Raw genomic sequence first — 12,445 nt, forward strand, 5'->3', positions numbered from 1 at the left:
TTTCCCTCATGAAGAATGCTCGTTTACCTCTGTTTGATCGCGCCATCGTCCTCACCGCGTGTGGGGATGCGCTGAAGAAACTGCAGCCCCAGGCGCAATGGAAAAACCCGGTGATGTTCGTGGTCTACCTGGGCAGCATCCTCACCACCCTGTTGTGGTTCCAGTCCCTGGGCGGCCAGGGTGAAGCGCCCAGCGGCTTTATCCTCAGCATCACCTTGTGGCTGTGGTTCACCGTGCTGTTCGCCAACTTCGCCGAGGCCCTGGCCGAAGGACGCAGCCGCGCCCAGGCCGCGAGCCTGCGCGGCATGAAACGCCAGACCCTGGCCAAGTTGCTGCAACAGCCCAAGCACGGCGCGGCGTGGCTGCCAACGGAAGCGACGCTGCTGCGCAAAGATCAGGTGGTGCTGATCGAAGCCGGCGACCTGGTGCCGCTGGACGGCATCGTGATTGAAGGCGTGGCGTCGGTGGACGAAAGCGCGATCACTGGCGAATCGGCACCGGTGATTCGCGAGGCCGGCGGCGACTTTTCCTCGGTCACCGGCGGCACCCGTGTGCTGTCGGACTGGCTGGTGGTGCGTATCAGCGTCAACCCCGGCGAGTCGTTTCTGGACCGCATGATCTCGATGGTCGAATCGGCCAAGCGCCAGAAGACCCCGAACGAAGTGGCGCTGACCATCCTGCTGGTGGGCCTGACCCTGTTGTTTCTGCTGGTGATCGCCACGCTGAGCCCTTACTCGATCTTCGCCGTGGTCATGAGCGGCAGCGGCAGCGTGGTCAGCGCCACGGTGCTGGTGGCCTTGCTGGTGTGCCTGATCCCCACCACCATCGGCGGCCTGCTCTCGGCCATCGGCGTGGCGGGCATGAGCCGGATGATGTCGGCCAATGTCATCGCCACTTCCGGGCGGGCGGTCGAAGCGGCGGGCGACATCGACGTGTTGCTGCTGGACAAAACCGGCACCATCACCCTGGGCAACCGTCAGGCCAGCAGCTTTTTGCCGGCGCCGGGGATAAAAGAGGCCGAGTTGGCGGACGCCGCGCAACTGGCGTCCCTGGCCGATGAAACCCCGGAAGGCCGCAGCATCGTGGTACTGGCCAAACAGAAGTTCGACATTCGCGCGCGGGACATTCACCAGTTGGGCGCCAGCTTTGTCCACTTCACCGCGCAAACCCGCATGAGCGGGGTCGACCTGCCCGAAGGCCGGGCGATTCGCAAAGGTGCGGCGGACGCGATTCGCAGCCATATCGAGGCGTTGGGCGGCAGTTTTCCGACAAGCTTGCAGGCCAAGGTCGATGAAGTCGCGCGGCGTGGCAGCACGCCGCTGGTGGTCAGCGACGGTGCCAAGGCGCTGGGCGTGGTCGAACTCAAGGACGTGGTCAAGGGCGGCATCAAGGAACGCTTCGCCGAGTTGCGGCGCATGGGCATCAAGACCGTGATGATCACCGGCGACAACCGCCTGACCGCTGCCGCCATTGCGGTGGAGGCCGGCGTGGATGACTTCCTCGCCGAAGCCCGCCCGGAAGACAAGCTGCAATTGATCCGCGACTACCAGGCCCAGGGCAAGCTCGTGGCGATGACCGGCGACGGCACCAACGATGCGCCGGCGCTGGCCCAGGCCGACGTGGCGGTGGCGATGAACAGCGGCACCCAGGCAGCCAAAGAGGCCGGCAACATGGTCGACCTCGACAGCAACCCGACCAAGCTGATCGAAGTGGTCGAGGTCGGCAAACAGATGCTGATGACCCGCGGCGCCCTCACCACCTTCAGCGTGGCGAATGACGTGGCGAAGTACTTTGCAATCATCCCGGCGGCGTTTGTCGCGACCTATCCACAGCTCGGCGCATTGAATGTGATGCACCTGGCCAGCCCCAACTCGGCGATTCTCAGCGCGGTGATTTTCAACGCGCTGATCATTGTCGCGCTGATTCCCCTGGCCCTGCGTGGCGTGACCTACCGCTCGATCGGCGCGGCGGCGCTGCTCAACCGCAACCTGCTGATCTACGGCCTGGGCGGGGTGCTGGTGCCGTTTGCCGGGATCAAGCTGATCGACCTGCTGCTGACGGGGTTGGGCCTCGTATAGCGCGCCAACCACTGTAGGAGCGAGCTTGCTCGCGAAGGGCGTTAACGATAACGCGGGAAACCTGACACCCAGCGGCACCCTCAGGTTTTTCGCGAGCAAGCTCGCTCCTACAGACAACCAGAGGAATGACATGCCCGCCTTAAACGACGAACGCCCCGACCCCGACGCCCTGCTGGCGCGGGTACAACAAGAAGAACAGGCCGCCTTACGCGGCAAATTGCGTATCTACTTCGGCTCCAACGCAGGGGTGGGCAAGACCTGCGCCATGCTCGCCGCGGCGCAACGCGAAGTTGCCCTGGGCCGCGACGTACTGGCCGGGGTGGTGGAAACCCATGGCCGCGCGGAAACCGCCGAGTGGCTCCATGGACTGGAACAACTGCCCCGCGCCGCGCTGCAGCATGGCGAGTTCGCGCTCAGCGAATTCGACCTCGACGCCGCCCTGCGCCGCCATCCCGCCGTGGTGTTGGTGGATGAACTGGCCCATAGCAACGTGCCCGGCTCGCGCCATCCCAAACGCTGGCAAGACGTGGAAGAGCTGCTCAGCGCCGGCATCGATGTCTGGACCACCCTCAACGTGCAGCACCTGGAAAGCCTGAATGACCTGGTCAGCGGGATCATCGGCATCCGCGTGCGCGAAACCGTGCCCGACCATGTGTTCGATAACGCCCACGACGTGGTGGTGATCGACCTGCCGCCGGACGATCTGTTGCAACGCCTCAAGGACGGCAAAGTGTACCTGGGCCCGGCGGCGTCGCGTGCGTCGCAACATTTTTTCCGCAAGGGCAACCTGCTGGCGCTGCGCGAACTGGCACTGCGGCGCACGGCCGACCGGGTCGACACGCAAATGCGCGTGTACCGCCGCGAACAGTCGATCAAGGCCCTGTGGCCGGCCCGCGAACGGCTGCTGGTCGGCGTGGCCGGTGACGCTGGCGATGAACGCCTGGTGCGTGAAGCGGCGCGCCTGGCGCAGAAGCTGGAAGCGGACTGGATTGTGGTCCACGTCGCGTCGGCCCAGGGACGCGGCGCCCAGCGCTACCTGAGCGCGATGAAGACCCTGGCCCTGGCCGGCGAATTCGGCGCCGACACGGCCACACTGCCGGGCATGGACGTCGCCGAAGCCCTGGTCGCCTGCGCCCGCGAGCACAATGCCAATCGCCTGGTGCTCGGCCATCATCCGCGCCGCCGGTGGCGGTTCTGGCATCAGTCGGTCAGCGACCGGATCAGCCGCCATCACCCGCAAATCGATCAGATCGTGATTGCCCACGGCCTGCTGCCGGGCAAGCCCGTCGTGCACGAAAAACCCGCGGCGCTGCCCGGCACTCGACTGGCCTACCTCTGGGCCAGCCTCGCCTGTTTCGCCGCCAGCGCCGGCGCCGCCCTGCTCTTGCAGGTGTTCGACCTGGCCAACGTGGTCATGCTGTTTTTGCTCACCGTCGTGTTGGTGGCGCTGCGCTATGGACGCGGCCCCGGCGTGTGGGCCGCGATGCTCGCGGTGCTGTGTTTCGACTTCTTTTTCGTACAGCCGCGCTATTCATTCACCGTCAACGACACCCAATATTTCTTCACCTTTGCGTTGATGCTCGGCATCGCCCTGATCACCGGCCAACTCACCGCGCGCCTGCGCCACGAAGCGCGCACCGCTGCCGCGCGCGAACGCCGCGCAACCTCCCTGGCGCGCCTGGCCCGCGACCTGTCGGCCGCGCTGACCGTGGAGCACATCAGCGAAGTCGCGCTGCGCACCTTCAGCGGCGTCTTCGAAGCCCGGGTCGGCCTGGCCCTGCCGGATGCCGCCGATGGCGTACACAGCGTCAGCGCGGGCGGGCTGCCGATCGACGACAGCATCGCCCAATGGGCTTACGACCACGGCCACCCCGCCGGCCACGGCACCGACACCCTGTCGGCGGCCAAGGGCTGCTACTTGCCGCTCAAAGCGCCGATGCGCGTGCGCGGCGTGCTGGTGCTGGAACTGGCGCAGAGCGAGCGCCTGAACGACCCACAGGAACGCCGCCTGCTCGAAGCCTGCATGAGTCAGCTGGCGATTGCCCTGGAGCGCGTGCATTTCGTCGAGGTGGCGCAAAGCACCCTGGTGCAGATGGAAGGCGAGAAAATGCGCAACACCCTGCTCGCGGCGATTTCCCACGACCTGCGCACGCCCTTGACCACGCTGATCGGCGCCGCCGACACCGCCCTGCCCCACGCCCCGCCGGGGCCGCTGACCGATCTGCTGCACGGCATCCACGAACAAGCCACGTCCATGCAGCGCCTGATCGAAAACCTGCTGGACATGGCACGCATGCAAGAACGCGGCGTGCGCCTGAACCGCCAATGGCACTCGCTGGAAGAAATCGTCGGCAGCGCCCTGCGCCAATTGCGCGAACCGTTGGCGCGGCACCCTGTCCACACCACGCTCGACGCGCACTTGCCGCTGGTTGAAGTCGACGCGCTGCTGATCGAGCGGGTGCTGGTCAACCTGCTGGACAACGCCGCCAAGTACACCCCGCCGGGCACCGCTATCCGCGTGGCCGCGAGCCAGGTCGGCAAGGGCATTGTGCTGGAGGTCAGCGACACCGGCCCCGGCCATGCGCCGGCGAATCTGTTCGAACCCTTCACCCGCGGCCAGCAGGAATCGTCCGTCGCCGGCATCGGCCTGGGCCTGGCGCTGGCCAAACGTATCGTCGAGGCTCACGGCGGGCGCATCGACGCCAACCCCGGCCGCGCGTGCGGCATGCATTTCATCATCACGCTACCGGCGGGCACCCCGCCCGTCATGGAACCCTTATGAGCACTGCACGCATTCTGATTGTTGAAGACGAGGCCAACATCCGCCGCTTTGTCGGCATTGCCCTGCAAGATGAAGGTTTTCAGGTGTTCGAGGCCGACAGCGTCAAACGCGCGCTGATCCATGCCGCCAGCCGTCAGCCAGACCTGGTGATCGTCGACCTCGGCCTGCCGGACGGCGATGGCAAACAACTGATCAGCGAACTGCGCGGCTGGCTGGCGGTGCCGATCCTGGTGTTGTCGGCGCGTGACCGCGAAGAAGAAAAAGTCGCCGCCCTGGACGCCGGCGCCGATGACTACCTGACCAAGCCGTTCGGCGTGCCCGAACTGCTCGCACGCATCCGCGCCCAACTGCGCCGGCATGGGCAGACCGGCAGCGTGGTGGCGACCAGCAAGGTGGCGTTCGGCGAGATCGAGGTCGACCTGGCCACCCATGAAGTGTCGCGCTCGGGCCAGCCGGTCCACCTGACGCCCATCGAGTACCGCTTGCTCTGCGCGATGATTCGCGGCCAGAGCCGGGTGCTGACTCACCGGCAACTGCTGCTGGACGTGTGGGGCCTGGACTACGTCGACCGCGCCCACTACCTACGTGTACACATGGCGCATTTGCGGCAAAAACTCGAGGCCGACCCGGCGCAGCCGCAGTACTTCATTACCGAGTTGCAGGTGGGCTACCGGTTGGTCGGGTTGTGAACAGGCGCGCGGCGGCGAAGTCCACGAACACGCGGATTTTCGGCGAGAGATGGCGACTGGACGGCCACAACGCCCAGAACTGGCCCTCGTCCTCGCAGTGGCCCTCCAACACGGTGTCCAACTGCCCTTGGGCGAGCGCTTCGCGGGCGAGAAAGTCCGGCACGTAGGCAATGCCGTGGCCGTCGACGGCGGCGCTGAGCATGGCTTCCATATTGTTCAACGTCAGCGCCGTGGGCAGGCGCAACGCCGTGATCGCGGGGTTGGCGGACAACGTCCAGTCCATGATCTTGCCGGTGGTGGCAAACCGATAACGCAGGCATGGGTGGCGCTCAAGATCGGCGAGGGTTGCCGGCCGCCCGTGCTCGCGCAGATACGCGGGCGATGCACACAGCACAAACCTGAACGGCCCCAGCTTGCGGGCCATCAAGCTCGAATCGGCCAGGCCGCCGCTGCGGATCACCACGTCGAAGCCCTCCTCGATCACATCCACCAGGTGGTCGTTGAAATCCAGTTCCAGCTCGATCTCCGGGTAGGTCTGCCTGAACGCGAGCATATGCGGAAAGAGAAAGCGGTAGCCGATGGTCGGCAGGCTGACGCGCAATTTGCCACGGGGCGCTTGTATGGCATGGGAAAGCATGGCGCGGGCGTCGTGCAGGTCGTCGAGAATTTTCCGACAGCGCTCGTAGAACAATTGACCTTCGGCGGTCAGGCCGACTTTGCGCGTGCTGCGGTGCAGCAGGCGCACATTCAGCGAGGCTTCGAGTTTGGCGACATTCTTGCCCACCGCCGAGGCGGAAACCCCCAGTGCCCGCGCTGCCCCCACGAAGCTGAGGGCTTCTGCCGTTTTGACGAAGGCGATCACGCCGCTGAGATTATCCGTCACGCCATTACATCCATTCAGTCCGTTATGAGTGGAATGTAAGGCTGTTTATCGATGATTGCATCCTGTCTAGAGTCTTTGTCTTCATAAAACAGCCGGAATGCCCCCCCATGCACACCACCACCGAGACCCTGCCCGCCCCGGGCCGCCATGCCATCCTGGCCGCGATTTGCCTGGCGGCGTTGGTGTTGCCCATGAGCTTTACCGGCGGCGCTGTCGCCACGCCATTTATCGGCCAGACATTCGCCGCCCACCCCACGCAACTGGCGTGGATCACCAACGCGTTCATGCTCAGCTTCGGCAGCTTGTTGATGGCCGCCGGCACCCTCGCCGACCGCTATGGGCGCAAGCGCCTGTTTTTATGGGGCATGGCACTGTTTACTGGCGCCTCCCTGTGGCTGACGGTGGCACCGGGCATGCTCTGGCTGGATGCCTTGCGCGCACTGCAGGGCGTCGCGGCGGCCATCGCGCTGGCCAGCGGTTGTGCGGCGCTGGCCCAGGAATTTGACGGGCATGCGCGCACGCGCGCCTTCAGCCTGCTGGGCACCACCTTCGGCGCGGGGCTGGCGTTTGGCCCGCTGTTGTCGGGGCTGCTGATCGAACAGTGGGGCTGGCGCGCGATTTTCCTCGGCACGGCCGTGCTGGCAGGCCTCTCGCTCATGCTCGCCGCGCCGACCCTGCGGGAAAGCCGCGATCCCCGGGCACTGCGCCTGGACACGGCCGGCGTGCTGACGTTTTCGGCCATGCTGGTGAGCTTGACCACAGCGGTCATCCTCGCGCCGGAACAGGGTTGGGGCGCGGCGAGCACACGGTACCTGCTGGCGGCGGCCGCCGTGTTGCTGCTGGTGTTTATCCTCGTTGAACATCGCGTCCGCCACCCGATGCTCGACCTGCAGCTGTTTCGCTTTGCGCGCTTCCTTGGCGTGCAACTGCTGCCGATCGGCACCTGTTACTGCTACATCGTCCTGATCGTGTTGCTGCCGCTGCGCTTTATCGGCGTCGAAGGCCACGGCGCGTCCGAGGCAGGCTTGATGATGCTCGCACTGTCGGCGCCCATGCTGGGGGTGCCGATGCTCGCGGCGACGCTCACGCGCTGGCTGTCGGCGGGCGTGCTGTGCGCCATTGGCCTGCTGATCGCGGCGGCGGGCTTGTATGCGCTGAGCCTGGTTCAGGTCGGCCAGCCGTGGCAGACAGTGGTCGCGATGCTGATCATCGGCATCGGCACCGGGTTGCCATGGGGCTTGATGGACGGGCTGGCGATCAGCGTGGTTCCCAAAGAACGTGCGGGCATGGCGGCGGGGATTTTCAATACCACACGCGTGGCCAGTGAAGGCGTGGCGCTGGCGGTTACCCTGGCGGTGTTGAGCGCCCTGGTTGCGCATCATCTGCCGCAGCACACGGCGCTGGACGTTTCCGTCATTGCGCAGAGCCTGGTCATGGGCAATGTGCAGCACGCCAGTGCGAGCCTGCCCGTGGCGGTGTTGCGCACGGCCTATATCGCCGGCTTCAACAACTTGTTGCAACTGCTGGCGGGCTTCACCTTGCTGACGGCGGCGGCGGTGTTGATTTTCCTCGGTCGACGCCCCATCGCGCCCCTCCACGCCGAGGCCGCACAGGGAGAGCCGAACTGAATTGCAGACAAAAAAAAGCCCGCTCGATGAGCGGGCTTTCTGTGGTGACCTGGCGTTCAGCGTTCCAGGTTACCGAATATGGCGCAGCGGACGGGACTCGAACCCGCGACCCCCGGCGTGACAGGCCGGTATTCTAACCGACTGAACTACCGCTGCGCGTAACACTTGAAGCGAATGGTGGGTGATGACGGGATCGAACCGCCGACCCTCTGCTTGTAAGGCAGATGCTCTCCCAGCTGAGCTAATCACCCTTCACTTTCGGTGTGGGCCGCATCATATACGAAAAATCCGCAATGTGTTGATTTAAATGCAATTTATTTTAAATATTTTTCAATGAGCGGCGCGCCCCGGTAAAAACGGGCCTCTTCTGGGCCAAACGCGGCGCTATAGCGTTTAACCGATGGCCCGTTAAGAGGTCACCCCGCACCGGGTTTTCCAAAGCCCAGACCGCAAAAAGCCCGCTCAATGAGCGGGCTTGCCGTGCCCCACCTCCGTCAGAAGTCGAAGAACACTGTTTCTTCTTCGCCCTGTATGCGGATATCGAAACGATAAGCCAACTTGCCATCAACCGTGCAACGCGTGGCGACCAGCGTCTCCCGACGTTGAGGCTGCTCGATCAGATTCAACACCGGATCGACCGCATTGGCCTGGGCTTCATCGTCGAAGTACACTCGGGTCTGCAAGTGAATATTGATGCCCCGCGCGAACAGCGAAACATTGACGTGCGGCGCCATCGGCACACCTGCAGCGTTCTTCACGGTGCCCGGCTTGACGGTATGGATCTGCCACTCGCCAGTATCCGTGGTCGCCGTGCGGCCAAAACCGTTGAAGGGCTTTTCCAGGTTGTAGTCGCTGTCGTAAACGCCTTCGTGGTCAGCCTGCCAACATTCCAGGAACGCATCGCGGATCAGGTGACCGTTGCCGTCATAGACATGGCCCAGTAACAGGATGTGCTCCTCCGGCGCACCAGGCTTGGCCATTTCGTTCCAGATTTCCTGCTCGCGGGGCGGGTTGCCTGCCGCCTCCAGCGCCAGGCCGATATGCACGTAAGGACCGGCGGTTTGCGACGGGGTTTCAGGCAGAAGTTCAACGGGCATGGACGTGCCTCCTCAACGGTTTTCGAAGTGGGTCTTGCGCTGACCGCGCAGAACGATATCAAAGCGATAAGCCAGGCAATCCATGGGATTGGCCATGCTCATATCAAGCCTTGCGATCAGGCTCTGCACCGCATCCGGATTGGCGATCGACTTGACGATCGGGCACATCGGGATGAGCGGGTCACCTTCGAAATACAGCTGGGTGATCAATCGCGTGGCAATCGACGGGCCACTGATGGAGAAGTGAATATGCGCCGGACGCCAGTCGTTGGGACCATTGCGCCACGGATACGGGCCGGGCTTGACCGTGCGGAAACTGTAGTTGCCGTCGCGGTCGGTCAAGGCACGGCCGACGCCACCGAAGTTAGGGTCGATGGGGGCCAGATAGCTGTCTTTCTTGTGTCGATAGCGACCACCGGCATTGGCTTGCCACATCTCCACCAGGGTATGGGGAATCGGCTTGCCATACTGGTCACAGACCCGACCGGCGACGATGATGCGCTCACCGATGGGCAAGCCCCCGTGGTTGAAGTTCAGCAGCAGATCGTTATCGTGCTGCCCCATCTTCAGGTGGGAAAAGTCCGGGCCGCTGGTTTCCGAGCGGGATAGGGGGATGCTCACCAAGGCTTGACGCGGGGAACGCAGGATCGAGGTTTTGTAGTCAGGCGTCAGGGCTTTGGGGTGCCAATTACGATCACGAATGACGAAACGGCTGTTGTCCGCATCAGACATGTCGGTTTCCTTTTTGTTATGGATGAAAATCAGGGGTGAACGCTGGGTAACCGGCAATCACCGCCCCAGTCTCGCCTGATCAGGCGTCCTCCAACACTGAAAAAACCGACCCTATCCATATCCAAATGGTTATGGATAGCTGCCTTCGCGATATTCCGCGCCCACCTCGCGCAACACCTCCACGCACCATTGAGCCGCCATGGACATCGTCAGCGAGGGATTGCTGCACAGCCCCACAGAACCACCGGGTTCACGAATACCCAACTCCAACTCAAACAGATCACCTCGATTCAGGTCCTGCCTGACCGCATCAAAAGGCGCGACCCAGATCGCCTGACTGCCCTGCACATAACGCCGACTCAAGATCAACGACAGGGTTTCCAGACGCTGGCGCGGCGGGCTGATGCCGTGCTGCACAAACAGGCTGTCGGCGTATTTGCGGATCGTCGTCCCCGCCAGCGGCAACACCAGCGGATAATTTTCGATATGTTCATGCGCCTGCGGGTCAGCCAATAGCGGATGGCCGTTACGCACCACCAGGGTCATGGATTCGCTGTACAGATGCTCGAACATCAGCCCCAGGATCTGCGGGCTATCGGTCATGCGTCCGACCACCAGGTCCAACTCCCCTACACGCAATTGCGACAACAGGTACGCGCTCGGCCCGGTCACCACGCTCACGACCAACGCGGGATGTCGGGCATGCAAACGACAGACGACCTCGGGCACCAGCAAACTTTCCACGGTGGACAGCACGCCGAGCCTGGCGGTGAAGGGTTCGTGCTCGCCGGCACGCAGGCTATTCACCCCTTCTCGCAGCGCTTGTACGCTCGGCCCGGCATAACGCAAAAAAGCCACTCCGGCTTCAGTCAACGCCGCGCCACTTTTGCTGCGCACGAATAAAGTGGCGGTCAGCAGGGTTTCGAGTTCTTTGAGGGTCTTGGACAGCGCCGGCTGGCTGATCGCCAATTTTTCCGAGGCGCGCGCCAGACTGCCCTGGCGCGCCACTTCGAGAAAGCACACCAGATGGCGGAATTTGATGCGGGTATCGATATTCACCGTATGTTGCCGCCTTCGAGGTGTCCCCTGCCGCGCGTGAAAAAGCGCGAGAAGTAAGCTGGTTCGGAAGATTGCCCGCGAAAGTGTACCGCCGATCGATCTCACCACACAGCGAACGCAGGTTGGGCGGCGTCGCCAGGGCGCCGAATCCCGGGCACAAAAAAGCCCGCTCGATGAGCGGGCTTTCTGTGGTGACCTGGCGTTCAGCGTTCCAGGTTACCGAATATGGCGCAGCGGACGGGACTCGAACCCGCGACCCCCGGCGTGACAGGCCGGTATTCTAACCGACTGAACTACCGCTGCGCGTAACACTTGAAGCGAATGGTGGGTGATGACGGGATCGAACCGCCGACCCTCTGCTTGTAAGGCAGATGCTCTCCCAGCTGAGCTAATCACCCTTCGTTTCGGTGTGGCGCGCATTCTACGGAGCGACCCAAGGTCTGGCAAGCACTTTCTTAAATCTTTTTTTTCAGCCCTTCCAATGGCTTAGGCAGGGTTGGCCTCAGCCGCTATCAAGACAATAATGCCCCCCTTTGTATAAAGGAGAGACTCACCCCATGTGGTTCAAGAACCTGCTTATCTATCGCCTGACCCAAGATCTGCCTGTTGATGCCGAGGCGTTGGAAACTGCAATGGCCACCAAACTGGCGCGCCCTTGTGCAAGCCAGGAGTTGACCACTTACGGTTTCGTCGCACCTTTCGGTAAAGGCGAAGACGCTCCCCTGGTTCACGTCAGCGGTGACTTCATGCTGATCGCTGCGCGCAAGGAAGAACGCATCCTGCCGGGTAGCGTGGTGCGTGACGCCGTGAAAGAGAAGGTCGAAGAGATCGAAGCCGAGCAAATGCGCAAGGTCTATAAAAAGGAACGGGACCAGATCAAGGATGAAATCATCCAGGCCTTCCTGCCGCGCGCGTTTATCCGTCGTTCGTCGACCTTCGCCGCGATCGCGCCGAAACAGGGCCTGATCCTGGTCAACTCGGCCAGCCCGAAACGCGCCGAAGACCTGCTGTCGACCCTGCGTGAAGTGATCGGCACCCTGCCGGTGCGCCCACTCACCGTGAAAACCGCGCCAACCGCGGTCATGACCGACTGGGTCACCACCCAGAAACCGGCCGATGACTTCTTCGTCCTCGACGAATGCGAACTGCGCGACACCCACGAAGACGGCGGCATCGTGCGCTGCAAGCGCCAGGACCTGACCAGCGAAGAAATCCAGCTGCACCTGAGCACCGGCAAAGTGGTGACCCAACTGTCGCTGGCCTGGCAGGACAAGCTGTCCTTCATGCTCGACGACAAGATGACCGTCAAGCGCCTGAAGTTCGAAGACCTGCTGCAGGACCAGGCCGAACAGGACGGTGGCGACGAAGCCCTGGGCCAACTGGATGCCAGCTTTACCCTGATGATGCTGACCTTCGGCGAATTCCTGCCGGCGCTGATCGAAGCACTGGGCGGCGAAGAAACCCCACAGGGTATCTAAGCGCACTATCGCCTTACTG

Annotated in this window: 9 protein-coding genes and 4 tRNA genes; 5 read left to right on the forward strand and 8 right to left on the reverse strand. The window is 63.3% G+C overall.

From position 1 onward, the window contains the following. The first annotated feature begins 8 nt into the window (after positions 1–8). The 3 genes from kdpB to ACVWZP_RS10755 all read left to right on the forward strand — a co-directional run bounded on the left by kdpB (position 9) and on the right by ACVWZP_RS10755 (position 5,549). Positions 9–2,078, forward strand: coding sequence for a potassium-transporting ATPase subunit KdpB (gene kdpB / locus ACVWZP_RS10745; RefSeq protein WP_108524447.1), 2,070 nt, complete (start codon positions 9–11; stop codon positions 2,076–2,078). A gap of 130 nt (positions 2,079–2,208) precedes the next feature. Beyond that, positions 2,209–4,860 carry a DUF4118 domain-containing protein gene (locus ACVWZP_RS10750; protein WP_457369728.1) on the forward strand — a complete coding sequence of 884 codons (2,652 nt, stop codon included), beginning with the start codon at positions 2,209–2,211 and terminating at the stop codon, positions 4,858–4,860. Then, complete coding sequence (locus ACVWZP_RS10755) at positions 4,857–5,549, forward strand: response regulator (RefSeq protein WP_046384152.1); 693 nt, start codon at positions 4,857–4,859, stop codon at positions 5,547–5,549. Before ACVWZP_RS10750 ends, ACVWZP_RS10755 begins: the two co-directional genes overlap by 4 nt. Here the strand turns inward: ACVWZP_RS10755 and ACVWZP_RS10760 are convergent. Continuing rightward, positions 5,509–6,432 carry a LysR family transcriptional regulator gene (locus ACVWZP_RS10760; RefSeq protein WP_046384153.1) on the reverse strand — a complete coding sequence of 308 codons (924 nt, stop codon included), beginning with the start codon at positions 6,430–6,432 and terminating at the stop codon, positions 5,509–5,511. The two genes, ACVWZP_RS10755 and ACVWZP_RS10760, sit on opposite strands and share 41 nt — an antisense overlap. A gap of 107 nt (positions 6,433–6,539) precedes the next feature. Between ACVWZP_RS10760 and ACVWZP_RS10765 the strand changes: the two genes are divergently transcribed. After that, positions 6,540–8,060: an MFS transporter gene (locus tag ACVWZP_RS10765; RefSeq protein ID WP_126589467.1), complete on the forward strand. Its 1,521-nt coding sequence runs from the start codon at positions 6,540–6,542 to the stop codon at positions 8,058–8,060. Between the two features lie 79 nt (positions 8,061–8,139). Here ACVWZP_RS10765 and ACVWZP_RS10770 read toward each other — a convergent pair. The 7 genes from ACVWZP_RS10770 to ACVWZP_RS10800 all read right to left on the reverse strand — a co-directional run bounded on the left by ACVWZP_RS10770 (position 8,140) and on the right by ACVWZP_RS10800 (position 11,346). Then, positions 8,140–8,216: transfer RNA gene (locus ACVWZP_RS10770), tRNA-Asp, on the reverse strand. A gap of 19 nt (positions 8,217–8,235) precedes the next feature. Next, positions 8,236–8,311 (reverse strand) — tRNA-Val (locus ACVWZP_RS10775). 243 nt (positions 8,312–8,554) lie between these two features. Continuing rightward, positions 8,555–9,157 (reverse strand): protocatechuate 3,4-dioxygenase subunit alpha, encoded by a 603-nt coding sequence (pcaG, locus tag ACVWZP_RS10780; RefSeq protein WP_457369729.1) that lies wholly within the window; start codon positions 9,155–9,157, stop codon positions 8,555–8,557. 12 nt (positions 9,158–9,169) lie between these two features. Continuing rightward, positions 9,170–9,889 carry a protocatechuate 3,4-dioxygenase subunit beta gene (gene pcaH / locus ACVWZP_RS10785; protein ID WP_017846846.1) on the reverse strand — a complete coding sequence of 240 codons (720 nt, stop codon included), beginning with the start codon at positions 9,887–9,889 and terminating at the stop codon, positions 9,170–9,172. Between the two features lie 129 nt (positions 9,890–10,018). Beyond that, positions 10,019–10,948, reverse strand: coding sequence for a pca operon transcription factor PcaQ (pcaQ, locus tag ACVWZP_RS10790; RefSeq protein WP_256822526.1), 930 nt, complete (start codon positions 10,946–10,948; stop codon positions 10,019–10,021). Between the two features lie 226 nt (positions 10,949–11,174). Further along, positions 11,175–11,251 (reverse strand) — tRNA-Asp (locus ACVWZP_RS10795). Positions 11,252–11,270: 19 nt separating this feature from the next. Next, positions 11,271–11,346 (reverse strand) — tRNA-Val (locus tag ACVWZP_RS10800). 159 nt (positions 11,347–11,505) lie between these two features. Here ACVWZP_RS10800 and rdgC point away from each other — a divergent pair. Next, on the forward strand, positions 11,506–12,426 hold the full coding sequence (gene rdgC, locus ACVWZP_RS10805) for a recombination-associated protein RdgC (protein WP_079443201.1): 921 nt from the start codon (positions 11,506–11,508) through the stop codon (positions 12,424–12,426). Positions 12,427–12,445 lie beyond the last annotated feature (19 nt).

The sequence above is a fragment of the Pseudomonas sp. TE36184 genome (assembly GCF_054060055.1).

What these genes read in the sequence shown, in the direction of transcription:
- kdpB (WP_108524447.1), top strand. Translation starts at nt 9, where the DNA reads ATGAAGAATGCTCGTTTACCTCTGTTTGATCGCGCCATCGTCCTCACC.
- ACVWZP_RS10750 (WP_457369728.1), top strand. Translation starts at nt 2,209, where the DNA reads ATGCCCGCCTTAAACGACGAACGCCCCGACCCCGACGCCCTGCTGGCG.
- ACVWZP_RS10755 (WP_046384152.1), top strand. Translation starts at nt 4,857, where the DNA reads ATGAGCACTGCACGCATTCTGATTGTTGAAGACGAGGCCAACATCCGC.
- ACVWZP_RS10765 (WP_126589467.1), top strand. Translation starts at nt 6,540, where the DNA reads ATGCACACCACCACCGAGACCCTGCCCGCCCCGGGCCGCCATGCCATC.
- pcaG (WP_457369729.1), bottom strand. Translation starts at nt 9,157, where the DNA reads ATGCCCGTTGAACTTCTGCCTGAAACCCCGTCGCAAACCGCCGGTCCT.
- pcaH (WP_017846846.1), bottom strand. Translation starts at nt 9,889, where the DNA reads ATGTCTGATGCGGACAACAGCCGTTTCGTCATTCGTGATCGTAATTGG.
- rdgC (WP_079443201.1), top strand. Translation starts at nt 11,506, where the DNA reads ATGTGGTTCAAGAACCTGCTTATCTATCGCCTGACCCAAGATCTGCCT.